We start from the raw sequence: 20,794 nt of genomic DNA on the forward strand, positions 1-20,794 counted from the left end.
CGCCGATGCATCCGACACGGCTGGACGGCGGCCAGCTCGCCAATCTGCACACCTTCCTGGCCGTCGCGCGCCGGCTGAGCTTCGCCGCGGCCGCCGACGAGCTGTGCCTGACGCCGAGCGCGGTCAGCCACCGCATCGCCCGGCTGGAGCGCTCGCTGAGGTTGCGGCTGTTTCAGCGCCTGACCCGCGGCATCCGTCTCACCGCGGACGGCGAGCGCATCTTCGCCGCGCTGGAAAAAAGCATGGCCGAGCTCGACGCCGCGCTCTACCCCGAAGCCGACGCCGAGCCTTCCGGCCGCGTCGCCCTCCATGCCCATCCCTCCATCGCCCAATGCTGGCTGGCGCCCCGCCTGGCCGCCCTCGCCGACCGCCATCCGCGGATCGATCTCGATATCCGCACCGGCAACGGCGACGCAGACTTCCGCGGCGGCCGCGCCGATCTGGCGCTGTACTACGCCGACGGCCATTTTCCGGGCCTGGTCTCCCACAAGCTGATGGACGAAGAGATGGCGCCGGTCTGCAGCCCCGCCTACGCGGAACGCCATGGCCTGGCGACCGATCCGGCGCGGCTGCGCGACTGCAGGCTGCTGCACGACGCGCAAGCCTGGCGCCAGGCCGCCCACGACGCGGAGTGGACGCTGTGGGCCCGCCGGCATGGCGGCGAATCCCTGCTGCCGCCGCGCGGGCTGACGCTGGATCGCTCCGATCTGTGCCTGGCCGCCGCAGTCGGCCACGCCGGCGTCGCCATCGCCCGCCGCAAGCTCGCCCAGCCGCTGCTGGACAGCGGCCAGCTGACGCTGCCCCTGGGCGCTTTCGAGCCCGTGGAGCGCTATGCCTACTATCTGGTCCACCCCAAACTCGGCCCCATGCCGTCCCGGCTGCGAGCGGTAATCGACTGGCTGCAACAGTCCGCCGCCGGCTAGCCCCCTCCCCGCGCATCCGGATCATGCGTTGTGCGCCGCACAACACGTGATCCGCCTCTCTGTCAACGCGCCGTCATACCAGATGACCGCGGTCACGCAAATGTCAATAAATGCGCTGACAATGCCTCGCGCAGGTTCCGTTTCCCAACGCTTGAACAGACAGGAGGTTTGCGATGCCCAACATATTCCCGGAAGTGGTGCGGCTGGGAAAATACGAAGTGGAGAAAGGCAAGAGTTCAGTCTCCGGCCTGTCCTCGGGCGCGTTCATGACGGTGCAGCTGCATCTGGCCCACTCCGCCAGCTTCGCCGGCGCCGGCGTGGTGGCCGGCGGCCCGTACCGCGGCGTGGAAACCTTTCGCGGCGCGGCCCCGCTGGCGGAGGACGCCTACGAGCTGAACGCGCTGCAGCTGTGCATGGCGCCGCTGCTGCCTGAACTGGCGCCGAACGCCCGCCGCTCGCTGCAACTGGCCCAGGAGGCCGAACAGGCCGGAAAAATAGACGCGCTGTCCAATCTGCGCAACAACCGCGTCTACATCTTCACCGGCACCCAGGACAATGTGGTGCATTCCCCGGTGGTCGCCCAGACCCGCGAACTGTACCGGCTGCTGGGCCTGTCCGACGCCAACCTGGCCTACCACGACGACCTGCCGGCCGGCCACTCGCTGATCACCGACAACCCCGAGGACTCGCCGCTGGAGCTCAACCAGCCGCCGTATCTCAACAATGGCGGCTTCATGCAGTCCCACCGCATCCTCAACCACATCTATCCGGACCTGAAGCCGCCCGCGGAGAGGCTCAGCGGCCGCCTGCTGCGCTTCGACCAGTCAGAATTCCTCGACGGCCAGCAGGCCTACGCCAGCATGGGCAAGTTCGGCTACGCCTACGTGCCGCAAGCAGTCGCAGATGGCGCGCCCGCCCGCGTGCACATCGCGCTGCACGGCTGCAAGCAGGGCTACAGCTACGTCGACTTCAGCTATGGCCGCGCCGACATTTCCAGCCAGCCGCCCTACGGCAACCGCTACGTCACCACCACCGGCTACAACTATCTGGCCGACAGCAACAACATCATCGTCCTCTATCCCCAGGCCAGCGGCAGCGACGACAACCAGGCGCAGAATCCGGACGGCTGCTGGGACTGGTGGGGCTATTCCAGCGACGATCCGGCCAATCCGGACTACTACTCGCGCAACGCGGTGCAAATCCGCGCCATCCACGCCATGCTCGACCGCCTGGGCGGCTGAGCGCGCAGAAAGGAACCGCCATGTCCAATACCGACGACAACGTCCGTCAATTGTCCGCCGCGCTGGACGCCACCGCCCGGAACGCGGCGGCGCCGGCCAAAGTCGACACCCTGTTCAGCAACTGGCTGGCCCGCGGCCTCAACAACGCCGGCTCCACGCTCGCCCTGCTGCCCAACGCCGCGCAGCCGCAAACCTGGTTCAGCCTGTTCCAGCTGCAGCAGTCCGCGCTGCAAAAACTGCAGCAGCAGCAAAACGCCTGGGCAGAACACTGGCTAGGCTGGCTGGGAGAGGCCGAGAAGCTGCGCAACGCCAACACCCTGTCCAAGCTGCTGGAACAGGAATGCAATCTGGCGATGCAGGCGGTGCAAATCGTCGGCAACTACGCCGTCAATCTGTCGGACCTGCAGGAGAATCTGGAAGTGAACTACGGCTACTGGGCGCAACTGCAGCGCGGCGATCCCGAGCGGGAAAACAGCTGAGCGGCCAGGCCGCGGCTCAGGACGACGCCCGGATCAGCGTCAGCACCTGCCCGTCTTGCAGATAAAAGCCGCCATCGAACGCCCGCCCGGCCTCCAGGCCGGGCGCCAGCGTCTTGCGCAGGCGAATGGAGAAACGCCCCCGATCCCAATCCACCCGGACCATTTCCGCCGCGTCGAAATCGAAATACTCGCCCACTGTTGGGTACAGCGCCTTGAACAGGCTTTCCTTGGCGGAAAAAGCCAGCGTCAGCGCACGCGGAAACGGCCACGATCCCGCCAGAACTTCGTCCTCGCCCTCCACCAGAATGCCGGTCCGCACATTGCCGGCGGTCTTGTCCGACATCCAGCGCTCCAGATCCATGCCCAGCATCAGCCCGTCATCGGCCGGCGCCAGCGCCACCATCGCGGTTTCGTCGCTGTGGGTGATGGCGCCTGTCCAGCCCGCCGGCCACAACGGCTGCCGATGCCGGCCGCTGCCGACGCCGGGCGGCAGGCCCCGCGCCTCCAGCAACAGCTTGCAGAGATAACGCGCCGCCAGATACTCCGCCTTTCTTTTGGGCACCGCCCGCTCCAGCGTATCCGGACGCGCCACGCCCAGCGCGGCGAACCAGGCGTCATCGTAGGCTGAAATACGAAAACGGCAACGCATCACGGCCACGCCGTCGCACTCCTCCAATGGATAGGAAGCGACATCCGGCAAAAATTCGGCTAATTCAGCTATGGCGATCGACATGGGATAAGAAAGGGAAGCCGGACTGCCCGGCGAAAAGCTGCAAGGTAAACCAGCAAGCATGGCGGCGCAAGCGCCCGCGGCGGGAAAACCTCGCAAGCCCGGCCGATCCCACGCCGCCCAGGCTTCGCGCGGCAAGCCGTCAGGCAAACAACGCTTCAGGCCAAACTCGCCTGCTCCAGATCAATTCCACCCGCAAAAAACACCCGCCAAAAATCAAATGTCATATCATGGCGGCAAAATGCAGCCTTGGCTCTATCCACAGCAACCATCTTGTCAGGAGCGAACATGAACCACCGCCAATTGCTGATTCTCGCCGCCGCGCTGGCCGCTGCCGGCGCCGCATCCGCAGCGCCGACGCAAAGCGCCGCGCCGCAATCACGAGTCTCGCCGCTTTCCTTTGGCCAGACCCAATGGATCATGGTCGGCTCGCCCGTGCCGACCGGCTGGGTGATCACCCGTTCCACCGGCACCATGAACGAGATCACCGATGCCCAGGGCGCGAGATACGGGCAGGAATTCACCGTGATGCTGGGCTCCCCCATCCCCGCCGGCTGGATCGTCCGCCGCGCCAACGGCAACAGCAATGTGATCTTCTACACCGTCGGCGCCAGCTACGGCACCCAGCTCAGCGCGATGGTGGGCTCGCCGATACCGGACGGCTGGATCGTCACCCGAGCGGAAGGCCAAAGCAATCAGCTGACCTATGTCACCGGCGCCAGCTACGGCGCGCGCTTCACCGCGATGCTGGGCTCGCCGATTCCCCCGGGATGGGTCATCGTCCGCCCCAACGGCAACTCCAACGACATCTACAACGCCAACAACGCGCCCAAGGAGGCGGAGCTGCAGGTGGCCGTCGGCTCGCCGGTGCCCGACGGCTGGGTGATCACCCGCGCCATGGGCAACTTCAACACCATCCACAATGTCGCCGGCTCGTCATACGGCCGCCAGATCACGGTGATGCTGGGCTCGCCCATTCCCGCCGACTGGGTGGTCACCCGCGCCAACGGCAACAGCAACGACATCTACTACACCAAGGGCGCGGCGATCGGCACCGAACTGCAGGTAATGCTGGGCTCGCCGATCCCGGCCGGCTGGGTGGTGGTGCGCGCTAACGGCAATAGCAACATCATCAAACGTTTGAGCTAAATCGTGCCGCCCGCCCCGTTCCGCGGGGCGGCCGCGGCCAATCGCGTCACATCAGCCGGCCGCCGTTCGGAGCCGCAAGCGGAAACTCGGCCAGCATCACCCGGCCCGCCTCGTCGTGCACCCCGGTCACCAGCACCTCCGAGCGCACGCCAGCCACGCGCTTGGGCGGGAAATTGCATACGCACAGCACCCGCTTGCCGATCAGCTCGGCGGCAAGGTAATGGTCGGTAATCTGGGCGCTGGATGTTTTCACCCCCAGCTCGCCCAGATCCACCTTCAGCACATAGGCAGGCTTGCGAGCCTGAGCGTTGGGCTCGGCGTGGACGATGGTCCCCGCCCGAAATTCCACCTTGAGGAAATCTTCCCAGCTAAGGCTGCTTGAATCGGACATTTCGCGTTTTCCATGTGATCAGACATGGCCGCAGTATGGCCGAACCGCGCGAACGCAACGCGCGCCGGACTACGGTTCAAGCGCGCCGGACTCTGCCCCGCGCTTCGCTGGGATTGGCGCCGAACCGCTGCCGGTACGCGGCGCTGAAAGCGGAAGCCGATTGGTAGCCCACCTGCAGCGCCACATCCAGCACGCTGGCGCGTCCGTCCAGCAGCAAACGCCGCGCCCGTTCCATCCGCATCCGGCATAGATAGGCCATCGGCGTCAGCCCGGTTTCCGCTTTCAACCGCGCGTGGAACTGGCTGGCCGACAAATGGCAGGCGGCCGCCATGTCCGCCACCGTCAACGGCCGCCCCAGCCGCGAAGCCAGAAAACGGCCCAGCCGCGGCGACAGCTGGAAAACCGCCGGGGCATCAGGAAACAACAGGTCCAACAGCATGCCGGACAACATAGGCTGCCGCGCTTCCGGCTGCGGATGCCGCGCCGCCCAGTCCGCCAGCTCCCGCGCCGCGGGCGGCAAGGTCAATTGGCATGCCGCCGCGTCCGCGCCGCTTTCCTGAATGGGCACGTTCAGCACCAGTTGCCGGTTGCCCGGCGCGCCGGCATAGCAATGGGAAACGCCGGCCGGGATGCGCACCGCGGAACCCGCGCCGTTCAGATAGGGCCGCCCTTCCATCTCCAGCTCCAATGCCCCCGCCAGGCCAAGCACCCACTGGTGATGGCCGTCATGGGCGTGGCGGACGCTGTCGCTGCCGTAATGCAGCAGTTCGATGCGGGCGAAAAACATGGAGTGAGACATCGTAAAAAGGTCGTCGGTCGAATCAATGCCGAAAAGGATAGCCGAACGGCCCGCCCCATCCAAGCCGGCCCGGCTCCCGTCGCGAACAGCGCGGGCGATCCGGGCCTCAGGGAAACTCGTCGTGCTGCGGCAGATTGTCGGTGATGTCGTGCCACTCGGCCTTGGAGCCGACGAAAATATGCGCGGAAGGGCGGATGGCCGGGACGTCGATCAAAGTGCCCAACGCCACATGGACGAACTCTCCGCCGCGCACTACCGAATACAGCAGCGATCCGCATTGCCCGCAGCGCGCGTCATGCGCGCGCTCGTCGCCATAAATCAGCAGGCAGCCCTGCCCCCGGATCAGTTTGAGCTTTTGCCGCTCGATGCCGGCAAAGGGCTTGAATGCCGCCCCGGTGGCCCGCCGGCATTGGCCGCAGTGGCAATTGAGCGCATAGCGGAACTCATCGCGGACCGCATACCGCACGGCGCCGCACAGGCAGCCTCCTTCGAGCATCAGCGTCGCCTCCTCGAAAGTTCTGTCGCGCCAACCGCCAAACATGCCGCCGGCGCGGGTCAGATGCGCGCGATGTCCAGCGCCAAGGGCACGCTCGGGCGTTGCGAAACATGGAACACGGCTCGCGGCGGCGCCATCCCGGCCGGAGCCGACAAGCGATATCTGCACAGCAGCTGCGCGGCCACCAGCGTCATCTCCGCCACCGCCAGATGCTGCCCCAGGCACACGCGCGGCCCGCCGCCGAAGGGCAGATAGGTGCCCTGCTGCGGCCTGGCCGCATCGGGGTCGAAACGTTCCGGGCGATAGCTGAGCGGCTCGGGGAACCAGCGCTCGTCATGCTGCATCAACTGCATCGGCACCATGAATACCGTCTTTGCCGGGAAGGTCCAGTCTCCCAGCGTCACCGGCTTGACTGCTCGCCGGCTCATCAGCAGCGGCACCGCCGGGTGCAGGCGCATTGTTTCCAGCAGGGTCTGGCTTACGTATTGCAGCGCGGACAAGTCCGCGTCCGCGCTTTCCTCGCCGGGCCATGCCGCCAACGCCTCGGCCCGCGCCTTTTCCTGGATATCCGGATGGGACGCCATGCACCAGGCCCACCAGGACAGCGAGGCCGCCACCGTCTCGTGGCCGGCCAGGAAGGCCGTCTTGCACTCGTCCCTCACCGCCTGCAATGGCCAACTTTTCGGTTGCTGCAGATGGAGCCGCAACAGGCGGGACAAAAGATCCTCCGGCCATGCGTCCGCCGGCAGGCGCAGCCTGGCCTGCAAGTGCCGCTCGATCAAACCGTTCATCAGCAGCCGCGCGCGGCGGCGCTTGCGCTGCCACGGCACCCAGTCCGGCAGGCTGGCCGGCCTCCACAACTCTTCGGTGGAGGCCACCATCAAGGTATGGACGGCTTCCTCCGCCTCCCGCGCCTCGCTTCCGACGCCGCTGGAGAACATCATCCGCAGAATCACTTCCATCGTCACCGATGTCAGCTCGCTCTCTATCGGCCAGGCGTCGCGCCGATCCGGCCATTGCTCGAACGCCCGCCGGGCGGCCGCCTCGATGGACGGCGAGAACGCCTGCACCGATTTGCGCGTGAAGTCCGGCTGCAGCGCCTGCCGCTTCTCGCGCCAGGCCTCTCCTTCGGCGATCAACACGCTATGACCGTGCACCCGGCCGTACACGCTGAGCGCCCGCTCCCAGCGACGCAGCGAGTCGGCCTGATTGACCAGCAGCTCGCGCGCCAGATGCGGATCGGAAACGATGACCTGGTGTTCCGGCCAGGTGCGCACATGCACCAGATCGCCGAACTCGCGCTGCCAGCCGGCCAGCGTGCCCATCAAATCGCGCGACAGCTGGGTCAGCAGCCCCCAACCGGTCAGGCCGGCTTCCGGGCCCGGCGGCCAACTGCCGGAGGACGGTTTGGGCGATGCCGGCGGATGGCCGCCGGCATGGAATGGACAGGAGGATTGCGGTGGCGTTTTCATTCAAAAATCATACCATCCATCCATTAAAATGTGGCGAATGGAAACAAAAACCATAAGTATTATTCATATCGCCTATAAAGTAATGAATGAATCCCGTTTTCTGCCGCAAGCCGGCGCGCTTTTCAAGGCAACGGCGACAAAGCGATAAAACCGTCGGACCGGCCAGGAACAAAAAACAAAAATAGCGCTGCGGCGGCTTCCTGTTTCAGACCGCCGCCTCCGTCGGCAACAACTGGCTGTCGATCACGTCCCACAATGCCGCCAGCGCATCGAGGAAAGCGTCGATGCCGGACAGGACCAGCGGTTCGGTTTCGGCATTGAGCACGCCCGCAATGGCTTGCCGCACATTCAGCTCATGTTGCTGCTCCGCGCCGCACTCCCCCCAGTGGTCAAGCAGATAGTACATTTCCGGGTCTTTCAGACTTACGCCGTAGTGGCCGGAGTCAACCAGCGCCCGTTTCTCGCCCGGAATCAGCGAGCGGTTGGAAATCAATTCCAGCGCGAAGGCGATGCCCAGATTGCGGATGGTGGACTCGGGGTCCGACCGGCTTCTCTGCTGAAACACGGCGATAGCCTCGCGCGCCTGGCGAGTCAGGCCGCTGGCTCGATCATAGCCGGGCAGGTCGCCCAGAAGCTGGTCGGAGTAGCGTTTCAGCCCGGCCTCCACTTCCGCCTGGTCGTCCAGATCATCGAACACCCGCTCCTTGCCGGCCAGATTGACGATGTGGCCCGCCATTCTCGCCAGGTCGGGACCATGGCCGCTCTCCGAAATCTCGATTTCGGACATCAACTCCGCCTGCTTCGGCAAACCCATGCTCCTTAAGCCCTGCGGAAAGGCCATTCCCAGCCGGGTCGAGGCGCAAAAATTCTGCACCTGATGGAACAAGGCCGCCGATTGAGCCGCCGGCAGCGGCGCACAGGCCCAGTGACGGTACATGGGATGATCAAACACCCGGTGGTTCATCACTTTCCGGGCTAGCGCTTCCACTGCCATTGCCATATCTTTCATGATGCTCTCCTGTCGACATACACGGACTGCGTCAGAAATACTTGCGGCAGGCCATCTCGTCGGGAACCTCGTAACCCAGACGTTGGATATGGCCTAGGACGTCGTCGCGATAGAGATCGCGCAATTGGCCGTTGGTGTACTGCCGCAGCCCCCATCTCACCGCCGTTTCGCTGCGGCGCGAGTCTGAGCGGCCAAACATGTCCATCGCCATTGGATACAAGCGGTCCAACGCCTCCTGCGCCCGCGCCCGCGCATCCTTGTCCTTCGCCGCTCTCCTCATCAGCAGCGCGCCATGGCTGAAATGCCGGGCCTCTTCCTTCAGCACCGCCTGGGCTTCCGCGCGCAATGGCAGATAGCTGCTGCCCACCATCTCCTTGATCTGGTAATGCCCCTCCAGCTCGCACAGAAAACTGAAAGCCGCCCGCTCCTCCCAGCTGCGAAACTCCATGGTCATGCTTTCCGCCGCGAAATACCGTCGCTCCTCTTTCTTCTGGCTCAGCATGTGGGAGGTATCGACCTCCAGCTCAGCCAGCAAGCGGGAAAATCGCCGGAAGTGATCCACCTCTTCCGCGGCGAACTGCGCGCAGATATAGCGTTCGTCCGCATCCGGGGCCAAGGGGTAGAAGGAATCGATATAGGTATCTCCCGCGCTCAGCTCGCCTTCTCCGTTAGCCAGCAACTGATGAATCAAGGTGTCGCGGTATTCGTCCGGCATCGAGCCAATTCCCTCCAGGCTCACTTCATGCGGATTGATCTTGCTTTCCATCATGTTTTCCTTTCTCCAGAGTGAATGGCGACGATGATCCGCCGCAGCGGAATTACTTACCGGAGCGCGGCGCGTCGCCGAAAACAGGCGCAAGTCGGCCTGCGAGCGGAGATGGTCAATGAAGCGGGCCAGGTCCGACCGATGAAGTTGTGCCCCGCAATGGGTTCAGGCGGAGAGATAGGTCAAGGTGTGATGCGACAGCGTTTGACCCGCTCCATCTGTGATGGTGGCTGTGCCGTAGGTAACGCGCCTGCCGCTTTTCATCACCTCGGCGCGGCAATAAACGTCAGCCTGAGCCGCCCGCAGAAAATTGGTTTTCATTTCCAGAGTGACGATGGGAGCATCAATGCCCAACTCTGTCATGGCCGCCAGCCAAAACGCCGTGTCCGCCAAGGTCATCAGACAGCCTCCCTGGATAATGCCCCCGGGACGATAAAATTGAGGCTGTGCCGGCAGCGCCAAATCCACTTTCCCGGCTTGCACGCTTAATACTTGATAATTCCAGATCGCGACAAACGGAGACTCTTGCAAAATCCTGACAGCCTGCTCAACCGTTTCCAGCAATAGCGGCGCTTTTTCCATTCAACGCTCCTCCGTATTCATTGTTCTGATTCATCCTTTTGGCGAATAGATTATGCTTATCAAAACCATTCAACAAGCGCTTTTTCAGAGAACTGGCCACATTAACTACAATCATTTTTGACAGGCGGAGACATTTCATGTCAGTACCATTTTCAACTGTACCTTTTGCCGGGAAAAGTGAATATATCTTCCAAAGCACCCGCTTAAAATAGGGAGATTTACTTGACAGTAAATACCACATACCCACCTCTCCTCCATAACCGTCAACCCAAAATCCGGCCGCGGAGAATGGAAGAGTCGTCAAGCCGGCGAAATTCCGATGCGCAGATTTTCTCAAATGTGGCCCCAAACCCCTCGCCCTGAAGCCAAGCCTTGTCTTCTCGCCCCGCCCATGCCGATTGACAACCCCAAACAGGCAGCGCCCAGCCTCGACCCAATCCAATCACCCATTGAAATGCCATGCGGATAATAAGCTTCTGATCTAGAAAGAATGGTAATCAACGCATGCATTTCCATCTATCCGAATAGGCAAAAGGCAAGCATGCGCGGGTCCGCACTGCAAAGAGTTAGAATTAAATGCATTAAATTGAAAAACAACATTAGATCATAAATGATTCGTTACAAATTACGCCACAAGGGAAACGATCCGGCCAACCAACAATATCGACTTCGCTCATCGGAGATAAAAACAGGAAAAGCGAAAATGGAGATCACCAAACACTTTTCGAGCACGGGAAGCTATCAGGATATCGTCAAGGCGATCGGCGCCGCGCAGGCCGTCATACAATTCAAGCCCGACGGCACCGTCATCGACGCCAATCCCATTTTCCTGGACCTGATGGGATATTCGCTGAATGAAGTTGTCGGCAGACATCACGGCATGTTTTTGCCGGAAAGCGAAAAAAGCAGCGCTTCCTACCAACAGTTCTGGACAGAGCTGCAACAAGGGAAGCATCAAACAGCCCAATTCAGGCGCATTGCCAAAAATGGGAAAGATGTCTGGATACAGGCCTCCTACATCCCGATCCGAAAAGGTCGCCGCGTCGCCAGCGTCATCAAGTTCGCAACCGACATCACCAGCGACGTCATGATCGCCGCCGACCGGACTGGCCAGATTGAAGCCATCAACCGCTCGCAAGCGGTGATCGAGTTCACCACCGATGGGATAGTCTCGCGCGCCAATCAGAATTTTTGCCAGGCGCTGAATTATGACGAGCAGGAAATCGTGGGAAAGCACCACAAGCTATTCGTTCTGCCAGAAGAAAGCCAAAGCGAGGCATACCAGCGTTTCTGGGACAGCCTGAGAAAAGGCGCGTTTCACGAAGGAGAATTCTGCCGCGTGGCGAAGAATGGCCGGAGGATCTGGATTCAAGCCACCTACAATCCGATCTTCGACCCTGACGGCAAGATCATAAAAATCGTAAAATACGCCACCGACATCACCGAGGCGGTGAAGGCCAGAAACTCGAGCAAACTGATGTCGCTGATCATCAACCAGACCGATAACTCGGCGCTTGTGGCTGACAAAAATGGCTTGATCATCTTCGCCAACGACGGCTTCTCGAAAATGAGCGGCTACGCGGCCGATGAGATCATCGGCAAGAAGCCGGGGCACATTCTGCAGGGCGCAGACACCAATCCGGACACCGTCCGGAAAATCGGAGCCTGCCTGTGGGAGCACCACCCCTTCCACGGAGAAATCCTCAACTACACCAAGGCGGGCAAGCCCTATTGGGTTTCGCTGGCCATCAACCCGGTGTTCGACGAAACCGGCAGCCTGGCGAACTACATCTCCATCCAGGCCGACATCACCGAAACCAAGGAGCGGGAAGAGGAATACAGCAAAAAATTCGCCGCAATAGGCATGTCCAACGCCATCTGCGAATGGAACACCGAAGGCAAGGTGCTGCAAGGCAATGAATACATGGTTTCCCATCTGGAGTTGAAGAGCAATGAAGAGCTCCAGCAGCACGCCCGCCCGCTGTCGGAAATCATAGGGTCGGAGAATTTCAGCCGCGCGCTCAAAGGCGAAATGCTGACCGAAGAGTTCAAGATGAGGAAGAAAGACGGATCGATGGTGCTGATGAACGTCACCATCTGCCCTCTCACCTCCCAGCATGGGGTCGTCAAAAATATCGTGACCTATGGAGTCGACGTCACCGCCAAGATGGAAGCGGAAAGAGTGACCGATCAGGAAATGCGCCAGGTCATTTCTTCCAGCGAAAAGATATCGTCGATTATCGGCACCATCAACGACATTGCCGCGCAGACCAACCTGCTGGCGCTGAACGCCGCCATAGAGGCCGCCCGAGCCGGAGAAATGGGCAGAGGCTTCGCGGTGGTGGCGGACGAGGTAAGGAAGCTGTCCATCGAATCGACCAAGTCGTCAAAGGAAATCGCCGATCTGGTGGACGAATCCATCGGCAGGATAAAAACGCTTGAGGCCTCGCTGAACAACCTGAAGACGAACGCCAAATCATGACCGCGTCCGCCACGCATGGCGGCGCGTCGCCTCATTGCTGCGACGCGTCCCATTCGCCGGAATGCCAGCTCCCCTTCATATGATTGAGGAAACATCCATGTCTGCCGCCAAGCCAAGCTTCAAACGCGTCATCGAGTACCCTCTCCCCGCATCCAGTCAAACGCACGAAGTCGTATCCATCGCGCCGGACCTTATCCTCATCTCGCAGCAGCCATCCGGCGGTTTGGTGAAAATGCGGATGGATCCCGGCACAGGGCGGCCCATCGAATCCGTCGTCCACGTCATCGATAATCCATTCTCCGGCCTGCATGGGCTGACGGTGTCGAAACGCCATCCCGGCTGCCTGTGGGTCACGCTGCAGTTTCAATCGGAGCTGCTGCTGATCGACCCGGTCGCGCACGACTTGGCGGCCGCCCCCAGAACACTGCAAAGAATCCAGTTGCCGGAACCCGCCCGCGGCCCCCACGTCGTCGCGGAGGACGGCGACATCCTGTGGGCCTCCTGCAAGGACAGCCACCACGTGGCGCGGGTGGACACCCATGACCCCGACCATCCACGGATCATCCCCTGCCCGCCCCGGCCAATCTTCGTACAAGTGCACCCCGCCAGCGGGGATGTCTATGCCACCCTGGATCAATCCAGCGCGCTGTTTCGCATCCCCGCCAACCCTGCGCAAGCGCCCAGCGAAATCGGCATCCCCGGGGAGATCGGCAATACCCCGGTCGGCATGGTGCCAGGACCGGACGGCAACCTGTGGCTCGCCCTTCTGGGCAACACCTCAGGCGGAAACGGCAGTTTCGGCCGTATCCTGGGCAATGGCGAGATCGATTGGTTTCAACTCACCGCCGGCCCAGCCAAGGGAGCCTCTTTCATCCATCTGGGGTTCTCGCCCGACCCATCCAAGTCAAATACGATCTATCTGCTGGCCTCATCGATGGCCGACGACGCCGCTCTCAACGGCGTGGTGCAGGTCGTGCTGAACGAAGACTACAGCCAGATCGGCCCCCAGCAAACCATCGCCTTTCCTACGCAACAGAGCATGACCCATCGCGTGCTCTGCACCGGGCGCAGCCTTTACGCCACCGAGCTGGGCGCCTGCTGCCTCGCGCACTTGACTCCTGCCTTCTCTCCGTACGGCGAGGGCATCAATGAAATGGCGGACGCCTATTCGCTATGGGGCTGCGGCATCCCAGGCCAAACCGTCCGTTACCACGGACCGGAGCTGGGGCGCTAAGAACCTGCGCATCTGCCTCGCCTGCCAGACGGGATGCCTCATCACGTGATGAGGCATCCTGATTATTCGAAAAATATTGACAAATCAAAAAATTAACAGGAGAATCGACCGAAATCGCTTCATGTTGTCCAGCTCAAACGAGCCGTCACGCTCCTCTTCTCTAGCCAAGCCTCCTCCAAATCATCAGTTGTTGGCACGCGAAGGTAGTTGTCACAAGCCTAGCCAGCAGTCCATTGCAAGCCGCCAAGCCAAACATATTGAACCGGCGGCGACTGATTGGAATCCGTTGTCTCGCAGCCTCCATGACACCCGGGCAGAACTCATGAAAATATCGCAAGCCGTCCTTGCCAAAGGGACGCGCTTTAACAATCTCAACCCATGCCAAAAGCATGGGCGTTGGAAAATAAACCATGAAAATTCAGGAACTGAAACAGGGTGACCTGATCACCCAGCAAATCGACAATCTGATCGTCTCGTTCAAAGTCTTGTCCATCAGGCAAATTGGCCGCCGCTTCCAGGTAACCTTCAGCTCGGCCTCGGGCATTGAAACCGCAAGCTATCAAGCTGACGCGCTGATCACCTCCGTCTGATCGCGCGCCGCGAGGCAATTCCAGCCTCCCTGCCGCCAACTTCCGCCACGCGGCCCTCCCTTATGGCGCGAAGCTCCGCATGCTTCGCAAAAGGCATGCCCTCATAGCAAAAAACAAGCGGCGCGCCTCCTCGCTGAGATGACGTGTCCTGCCACGCCGCCCGCAGGCCGGTCCATGCCGCCAAGCGCAAATGGCAAGCCGCATTCACCAGTTCGATATCGCGAGCCAAGCGGAGCGCGGTATCCTGCCGCCTCAGCAAACTTCCACCCCAGCCGCAAAATCGCATCAAGCGTATTTCAGCGCTTGCGGCAATGGCCAGGGGCAAGCCTAAGTGCAAACGCATACTTATTTGTATTTTAATAACCTAGCAATATAAATAAGAGTGCCTCCTGCACGAGGGACGGATTGATTGCCGCTTGGCATCAATCGCCAAACGCGGCATCCACAATGATCCGCAGGAAATCCGGCAGCGCAAAGGAGCGGCGATATGAAGCAAGCACCAACGCGTGGCGGCCGTCAGCCGCTGATCTTGAGCGACAAGCAAGGCTTTGACAGGCGCTGGTTCGCGCCTCAGCTGCAAGCCGTTTACGTGCCGACGCGCCATGAGCAGGCAGAGGAGTCTGTCGGCGCGGCATTAAGCGCATATGGCCGCGACGTGAAAATCGCCTCCGGCCGTCACTGCTACGAAAACTTTGTCTACAACGACAGCACCCGCGCCGTCATCGACATGTCTGCCCTGAATCAGGTGGGTTTCGATGCGGAGCGCAATGCGTATTTTGTCGATGCCGGCTGCGAAAACTGGGGCGTGTACCGCGCCCTGCTCAATGGCTATGGCAAAACTCTGCCTGCCGGCTCCTGCTATTCGGTGGGCGCGGGCGGGCATATCACAGGCGGCGGCTACGGCCTGCTGTCCCGTTTGCATGGTTTGACCGTCGACCATCTAAGCGCTGTAGACATCGTGACTTGGGACGAGGCGCGGGCTCAGGCGAAATTGCGCCATGTGTCCGAGCAAAGCGGCAGCCAAGAGGAACGCGATTTGTTCTGGGCCTTGCGCGGCGCCGGCTGCGGCAATTTCGGCGTGATCGTTCGCTATTATTTTGCCGCGCTGCCGGATGCGCCAGACCATGCCACGCAGTTCACGCTTGCCTGGGATTGGGATCAAATCAACACACAAGCCTTCAGCCAATTGCTGGACGAATACACCGACTTCGTCATGCAGATGCCCAACAGCGATTTCAGCTTGCTGAAACTGAACCATGTCGATAACGGGCAAATCGGCCTGCTTGTGCAAATCGCCTCGCCCGTCGGCGCCAGCTTTCACCAGCATTGCCAACAGGCTGAGGCCCGCATCCAGAGCCTGCAGCAACGCTTTGCTGCCATTGCCCCCGCAACTGTCCTGCGCCGGCCCATGGGCGGCCATCCCGGCTGGATGAACACGCTGCACGCCAGTCTCAGCGCGCAGCATTTAACCTATCTGGAAGCGCTGCAAACAGTCAATGGCTCCGGCCCCAACCAGTTTGGCAAATACAAGTCCGCCTATATGAATAAAGGCTTTCCACAAAACCAAAAGGATGAGATTTTCCGCTGGCTGCATGAGAAACCGGAAGGGCTGGAGGATGGCGCCTTGGCGCAAAGCCTGCTGCAAGTGGATAGCTACGGCGGCGCGGTCAACGAGCGCAGCAGCAGCGCCACCCCGGTGCCGCAACGCAGCGCTATCCTGAAACTGCAATACCAAACCTATTGGAACAACGCCTCCGCGCCGGGGCAAAGCCGACAGTCCCGTTACCAGGAGCAGGCCCAGGCGCATCTGGACTGGATTAGCGGCTTTTATCAATCGGTGTACGCCGAATATGGCGGCACGCCCAATCCGGAGCAAGACAAGAACGGCGTGGTGGACGGCTGCTACTACAACTACCCGGATTGCGACTTGGGCACCCATGAAAACGGGAAGATCGATCAGGCCATGCAGCTGTATTTCAAGGAAAACTACCGCAACGCGCCGCGCAACCTGGTTCAGGTGAAACGAAAATGGGATCCGCAAAACTACTTCCACCACGCGCAATCCATTCCCATCGAATAGGGCGTCGCCTGCGTTCAGCACTACGCGGACTCGTTCACGCAACCAACGGCGAAGGATGGAAGCAACAAGCGAACCCAAGCCATACCAAATCGTCTCGGTAAGCCTCGGAAGCCTCGGGCTTTATTTCGTGCAGCCCAGCCTACTGGCTGATCATAAACAGAAAAGCCGCCAGCGCGGATGCCGGCGGCTTTTTCTTTACCCCCGAGATGCGCTCAGGGGCTGATCGCGAAGAACACGAAAGACGCGAAGATCACCAGATGCACGATGCCCTGCAAAATGGTGGTGCGCCCTACCGACAGCGACAAGGAGCACGCCACCAGAGTCAGCAGCAGGAAGATGGTTTCCTTGATTTCCAAGCCCAGGATCAGCGGCTCGCCCATGAACACGAAAATCATCGCCACCGTGGGAATGGTCAAGCCGATGGATGCCAGCGCCGAGCCCAAGGCCAGATTCAGGCTGGTCTGCACCCGGTCCGCCCGCGCCGCGTTGGCGGCGGCCAGCCCTTCCGGCAGCAGCACCAGGGCTGCGATGATGATGCCCACCACCGCGGCCGGCGCGCCGGCATCCACCACGAAGCTCTCAATCGACGGCGACAGCAGCTTGGCCAGGGTCACCACCGCTACCAGGCAAATCAGCAGCATTGCCACGGCCAGCATGGCCACCTTGTTGGACGGCGGCGGCGCGTGCTCATCCTCGTCATGGCTGCCTTCCACCAGGAAATAATCGCGGTGGCGGATGGTCTGCACAAACACGAAAGCGCCGTACAGCACCAGCGATACCACCCCGGTGAAAGCCAGCTGCGAGGACGACAGCAAGGGCCCTGGCTGGCTGGTGCCATAGTTGGGCAGCACCAGCGCCAATACCGAAATCGCCGCCAGCACGGTCAAGGCCGCCTTGGCGCCGCTAAGCTGGAAGTTCTGCTCGCGATGGCGCAAGCCGCCCAGCAGCAGGCAAATGCCCAGAATGCCGTTGCAGGTGATCATGATGGCGGAAAAAATGGTGTCCCGCGCCAGCGCCAGCTTCTCCTCGCCCCCGCCCAGCATGAAGGAAATGATCAGCGCCACCTCGATCACCGTCACCGCCAGCGCCAGGATCAGGGTGCCGAAAGGCTCGCCCACCTTATGCGCCACCACCTCGGCGTGGTGCACGGCGGCAAACACCGTCCCCGCCAGCAACACCGCCAGCAGCGTCAGATAGAAAGCATGCCCGCCGGCCGCCGAAGACGCGGCGATGGCGGCCCAGGCCAAGACAGGGGTGACAATGGTCCAGCGCGGAATCGAGTTATGAGTCAATGGATTTTCCTTATTGTTGGCGAACGGCCGCATGACTCGCCCGGCAAAGACCTAACCAGGGCGAGATAGGCAACCGTTCTGGGAGAGCAATCGAGAAACCAGCATGGAGGCTGCTTTAGCCACAGCATAGCAGCATTAAGTAAATAGACCACGACACGGCCCATGGGTTCAGGCTTTGTAAACAAACGGCGCGTCGATCCGGCATCTATCACGCCTCACCCACTCACAAGCTCATCCACCCGGCCAATGGCAGAGTGCGCGCCCCCGCAAGGGCGACGTACCGCCGGCACATCTCGCCAGATCAATATTTGAGAGGTATGGAAACAAACGGTGCGTCGCACCGCCTTGGAAGGGCGGCGACGCACCCTACAGCCTGCGCAAGAACTCGATCAAAACCGCGTTAACCTGATCGGAGGCTTCTTGCTGCAACCAGTGGCCCGCTCCAGGAATGATTTGGGAGCCCCGAAGATCGGGCACGAGCTTCGGCATGGCGTCGATGATGCCGCGCATGCCCGGCATCGCCAGCCCTGGGTCGTGCTCGCCGACCAGATACAAAGCAGGAACCTGGACAAGCATGCCGTTGAATGCCGCTTGCAGATCCCCATTGCGATCCAGATTGCGGTAATAGTTCAAGCCGCCGCGAAAACCCGACGCCGTGAATGCGCTCACAAACGCATCGAAGTCCGCGCCATCCAGCCAATTGGGCAGCGCTCCGGGGTCGGGCAAGGCATCCAGCAGCCCCGCCTCACGCGCAACCATTCCGAAAGGATTCGGCGTCCGGCCGTCACGCGGGCCGGCCTCGCCCGAGGCCCAAAAATAGATTTTCCGCAGCGTGGCGGCAACGTCGCGCTCGAATTCATTCTCCGCCAGCCCTGCCTGGGAAAAATAATGCGTGTAAAACCACGCCTGCCCGCTTAACGGAAACAGCCGGCTTGGGGCCATCGGCGCCCGACCCATCATCGGCACGCCGAGGGCGACCACGGCGCGAAAGCGGTCTGGCCGCAGCTGCGCGGCCTGCCATGCGATAGTTGCCCCCCAATCATTCCCGACCACCACCGCCTCCGCCTCCGCTAGCGCGTCCAAGATCCCCACCAGATCGCCAACGATGTCCAGGCTTGTGTACTGCTGCGGATTCTCCGGGCTCTCGCTGGCGCCGTAGCCGCGCAGATCCGGCGCAAGCGCACGAAACCCGGCGGCCGACAGGGCCGCCAGCTGGTGCCGCCACGCGTGCGACGTCTCGGGAAATCCATGCAGCAGCAATACCAGCGGCCCGGCGCCCTGCGCGGCGACGCTCAGGCGAATGCCGTTGATTTCAAGAATGGACTGATTGAATGCAGACATGATCGCGCTCCGATAGTTGCCTAAAGTCACGCTAAACCGTAACATTAACTGTAACGAATTTCCACCACTAAGAACCGCTAACAAAACCTCGCAGAGTCCCTGAGCCAAGGCGCGCCGACGCAGGCAGTACAGAGAGTACGACAAGGAGGCGCAACGCAGGATCAGGGGTTTTGTTAGCGGGTCTAAAGAATTATGCAAAGAGATACTCGGCTAGCCCGGCTCCTGCACGTGCTCATCCATATGCATCTGCGCGGCGGCGCCACCACTTCCGAAACCATCGCGCAAATGCTGCACACCCAGCCCTCGCTCGTTCGGCGCACCATGGCCGCCCTGCGCGAAGCCGGCTATGTCGCGTCGATTCCTGGCCCCAAGGGTGGCTGGACTCTTTGCCGCGAACTGGCAGATCTGACGGTGCGGGACATCTACGTGGCTATCACGCACAAGAGCGCGTTTGCGATCAGCGCGGCTAATGACAATCCGGCCTGCCCAGTAGAAACCACGGTCAACCAGGTGCTCGACGCCGCCTTGAGCTCGGCTGAAGAGGCGTTGCTTCAGCATCTCGCGCAGATACGTCTTTCCGATTTGGCGCAGCGCGCGAAAGCATCGGCAGGCTGAGCAGCATGGAGGCCTCTATCACCAGCAAGGCGCGGACCAAACAGGTTTTGATGGCTTGGGAGCGGTTGACGGAGACAAATATGACGCCCATTAACAGCGGCTCATGGGGAACTGCGCGTAGACTAGCGGCCCTACCCGTGCGTGAACAGAACATTCCATGAATTCCATGAGCTTCAAGCAGGTCGATGTCTTCAGCTCCACCCCTCTTAAGGGCAACCCGGTGGCCGTAGTTTTCGATGCGGATAGGCTTGATGATCAGCAGATGGCGGCCTTTGCCAACTGGACCAATCTCAGCGAAACCACCTTCATTCTTCAACCCAGAGATCCGCGGGCTGACTATCGCCTTAGGATCTTCTCGACACTGGATGAACTGCCGTTCGCTGGTCATCCCACTTTGGGTAGTTGCCACGCCTGGCTGGAGTCCGGCGGAATGCCGAAGGAAAAGGACGTCATCCAGGAATGCGAGGTGGGACTGATTCGGATTCGCCGCAAGGAGAAGCAGTTGGCGTTTCTTGCGCCCCCCTTGCTGCGCTCCGGGCCAGTGGCGGCCGAACTTCTGGAGCGGGTGCGCCTGGGCTTGCGCTTGGCGCCCGGGTCGATTGTAGATGCCCAGTGGGTCGACAACGGCGCGGGTTGGCTGGCCGTGATGCTCTCCAAGCGCCAACAGGTGCTGGACCTCAAACCCGACTATCCGGCGTTGAGCGGGCTGGCGGTGGGGGTGATTGCGCCTTGCGATCCGCAGCATGACGATAGCGATGCGCAGTTCGAGGTGAGGGCCTTTATCGCAGACGATGGCATGCCAGAGGACCCCGCCACCGGCAGCCTGAACGCCGGCATTGCCCAGTGGCTGCTCGGGGCCGGCATGGCTCCAGCGTGCTATCGCGTCAGCCAGGGCTTGAGCATGGGACGCGCCGGGTGCATCGAGGTGGAGCAGGTGGGCGACGATGTGTGGATCGGCGGCAATACCGTAACCTGCATTGAAGGCCGTCTAACGCTATAGCCGCCCGGCTTCGAAGCAGGCTTGGCATCTTGCGGCAAAATGCCCCTCAAAATGCAATGCCCCACCCCACAGGGCGGGATCCCGGCAACACCGGGAGATCCGCCGCAACGCTACTAGCTCATC

22 protein-coding genes are annotated in these 20,794 nt (G+C 61.5%); 10 read left to right on the forward strand and 12 right to left on the reverse strand.

The genetic code is table 11. From position 1 onward, the window contains the following. Positions 1 to 5 precede the first annotated feature (5 nt). From dsdC to VL52_RS23375, 3 genes are all read left to right on the forward strand, one after another. Positions 6 to 923: a DNA-binding transcriptional regulator DsdC gene (gene dsdC, locus VL52_RS14340; protein ID WP_046157654.1), complete on the forward strand. Its 918-nt coding sequence runs from the start codon at positions 6 to 8 to the stop codon at positions 921 to 923. A 173-nt stretch (positions 924 to 1,096) separates the two neighbouring features. Further along, entirely contained in the window at positions 1,097 to 2,164 is a 1,068-nt protein-coding gene (locus VL52_RS14345) for an extracellular catalytic domain type 2 short-chain-length polyhydroxyalkanoate depolymerase (RefSeq protein WP_046157655.1), read from the forward strand. A gap of 20 nt (positions 2,165 to 2,184) precedes the next feature. Beyond that, positions 2,185 to 2,643 carry a hypothetical protein gene (locus VL52_RS23375; protein ID WP_052717552.1) on the forward strand — a complete coding sequence of 153 codons (459 nt, stop codon included), beginning with the start codon at positions 2,185 to 2,187 and terminating at the stop codon, positions 2,641 to 2,643. A gap of 16 nt (positions 2,644 to 2,659) precedes the next feature. Here the strand turns inward: VL52_RS23375 and VL52_RS14355 are convergent, their stop codons facing one another. Next, entirely contained in the window at positions 2,660 to 3,292 is a 633-nt protein-coding gene (locus tag VL52_RS14355; protein ID WP_235429304.1) for a 4'-phosphopantetheinyl transferase family protein, read from the reverse strand. A gap of 239 nt (positions 3,293 to 3,531) precedes the next feature. Continuing rightward, complete coding sequence (locus VL52_RS25580) at positions 3,532 to 3,663, reverse strand: hypothetical protein (RefSeq protein WP_268753710.1); 132 nt, start codon at positions 3,661 to 3,663, stop codon at positions 3,532 to 3,534. On the opposite strand from VL52_RS25580, the gene VL52_RS14360 reads away from it, so the two are divergent. Continuing rightward, positions 3,662 to 4,522: a hypothetical protein gene (locus VL52_RS14360; protein WP_046157657.1), complete on the forward strand. Its 861-nt coding sequence runs from the start codon at positions 3,662 to 3,664 to the stop codon at positions 4,520 to 4,522. The two genes, VL52_RS25580 and VL52_RS14360, sit on opposite strands and share 2 nt — an antisense overlap. 46 nt (positions 4,523 to 4,568) lie before the next feature. On the opposite strand, the gene VL52_RS14365 is transcribed toward VL52_RS14360, so the two are convergent. The 8 genes from VL52_RS14365 to VL52_RS24595 form a co-directional block, all read right to left on the reverse strand. Then, positions 4,569 to 4,913: a tRNA-binding protein gene (locus tag VL52_RS14365; protein WP_021476415.1), complete on the reverse strand. Its 345-nt coding sequence runs from the start codon at positions 4,911 to 4,913 to the stop codon at positions 4,569 to 4,571. Positions 4,914 to 4,989: 76 nt separating this feature from the next. Next, complete coding sequence (locus tag VL52_RS14370) at positions 4,990 to 5,712, reverse strand: helix-turn-helix transcriptional regulator (RefSeq protein WP_082113759.1); 723 nt, start codon at positions 5,710 to 5,712, stop codon at positions 4,990 to 4,992. A 106-nt stretch (positions 5,713 to 5,818) separates the two neighbouring features. Next, the gene (locus VL52_RS14375) at positions 5,819 to 6,208 is read right to left on the reverse strand and encodes a GFA family protein (protein ID WP_046157691.1); all 390 of its coding nucleotides are present in this window, start codon (positions 6,206 to 6,208) and stop codon (positions 5,819 to 5,821) included. Between the two features lie 59 nt (positions 6,209 to 6,267). Next, entirely contained in the window at positions 6,268 to 7,680 is a 1,413-nt protein-coding gene (locus VL52_RS14380; protein WP_046157659.1) for a cytochrome P450, read from the reverse strand. Positions 7,681 to 7,885: 205 nt separating this feature from the next. Then, positions 7,886 to 8,689, reverse strand: a complete 804-nt coding sequence (locus VL52_RS14385; RefSeq protein WP_144408837.1) for a hypothetical protein — start codon at positions 8,687 to 8,689, stop codon at positions 7,886 to 7,888. A 31-nt stretch (positions 8,690 to 8,720) separates the two neighbouring features. Then, positions 8,721 to 9,455, reverse strand: a complete 735-nt coding sequence (locus VL52_RS14390; RefSeq protein WP_021476420.1) for a Phenylacetic acid catabolic protein — start codon at positions 9,453 to 9,455, stop codon at positions 8,721 to 8,723. Positions 9,456 to 9,620: 165 nt separating this feature from the next. Then, the gene (locus VL52_RS14395; RefSeq protein ID WP_021476421.1) at positions 9,621 to 10,037 is read right to left on the reverse strand and encodes a PaaI family thioesterase; all 417 of its coding nucleotides are present in this window, start codon (positions 10,035 to 10,037) and stop codon (positions 9,621 to 9,623) included. Next, positions 10,003 to 10,278 carry a hypothetical protein gene (locus tag VL52_RS24595; RefSeq protein ID WP_144410258.1) on the reverse strand — a complete coding sequence of 92 codons (276 nt, stop codon included), beginning with the start codon at positions 10,276 to 10,278 and terminating at the stop codon, positions 10,003 to 10,005. Before VL52_RS24595 ends, VL52_RS14395 begins: the two co-directional genes overlap by 35 nt. Positions 10,279 to 10,740: 462 nt before the next feature. On the opposite strand from VL52_RS24595, the gene VL52_RS14400 reads away from it, so the two are divergent. The 4 genes from VL52_RS14400 (at position 10,741) to VL52_RS14420 (ending at position 16,423) form a co-directional block, all read left to right on the forward strand. Then, entirely contained in the window at positions 10,741 to 12,519 is a 1,779-nt protein-coding gene (locus tag VL52_RS14400; protein WP_046157660.1) for a methyl-accepting chemotaxis protein, read from the forward strand. A gap of 97 nt (positions 12,520 to 12,616) precedes the next feature. Then, entirely contained in the window at positions 12,617 to 13,753 is a 1,137-nt protein-coding gene (locus VL52_RS14405; RefSeq protein ID WP_046157661.1) for an NHL repeat-containing protein, read from the forward strand. Positions 13,754 to 14,163: 410 nt separating this feature from the next. Next, positions 14,164 to 14,343, forward strand: coding sequence for a hypothetical protein (locus VL52_RS14415; RefSeq protein WP_046157663.1), 180 nt, complete (start codon positions 14,164 to 14,166; stop codon positions 14,341 to 14,343). 487 nt (positions 14,344 to 14,830) lie between these two features. Next, positions 14,831 to 16,423: an FAD-binding oxidoreductase gene (locus tag VL52_RS14420; protein WP_046157664.1), complete on the forward strand. Its 1,593-nt coding sequence runs from the start codon at positions 14,831 to 14,833 to the stop codon at positions 16,421 to 16,423. Between the two features lie 212 nt (positions 16,424 to 16,635). Here the strand turns inward: VL52_RS14420 and VL52_RS14425 are convergent, their stop codons facing one another. Together VL52_RS14425 and VL52_RS14430 are read right to left on the reverse strand one after the other, a co-directional pair. Further along, a complete protein-coding gene (locus VL52_RS14425) occupies positions 16,636 to 17,715 on the reverse strand; it encodes a calcium:cation antiporter (RefSeq protein ID WP_200896027.1) in 1,080 nt (359 codons plus the stop codon). 366 nt (positions 17,716 to 18,081) lie between these two features. After that, positions 18,082 to 19,056, reverse strand: coding sequence for an alpha/beta fold hydrolase (locus VL52_RS14430; protein ID WP_144410259.1), 975 nt, complete (start codon positions 19,054 to 19,056; stop codon positions 18,082 to 18,084). Between the two features lie 192 nt (positions 19,057 to 19,248). Between VL52_RS14430 and VL52_RS14435 the strand changes: the two genes are divergently transcribed. Together VL52_RS14435 and VL52_RS14440 are read left to right on the forward strand one after the other, a co-directional pair. Further along, positions 19,249 to 19,671, forward strand: a complete 423-nt coding sequence (locus tag VL52_RS14435; RefSeq protein ID WP_046157667.1) for an RrF2 family transcriptional regulator — start codon at positions 19,249 to 19,251, stop codon at positions 19,669 to 19,671. Positions 19,672 to 19,828: 157 nt separating this feature from the next. Continuing rightward, the gene (locus VL52_RS14440; protein WP_046157668.1) at positions 19,829 to 20,671 is read left to right on the forward strand and encodes a PhzF family phenazine biosynthesis protein; all 843 of its coding nucleotides are present in this window, start codon (positions 19,829 to 19,831) and stop codon (positions 20,669 to 20,671) included. Positions 20,672 to 20,794: the final 123 nt, after the last annotated feature.

It is taken from the genome of Chromobacterium vaccinii (genome assembly GCF_000971335.1).
GTDB lineage: Bacteria > Pseudomonadota > Gammaproteobacteria > Burkholderiales > Chromobacteriaceae > Chromobacterium > Chromobacterium vaccinii.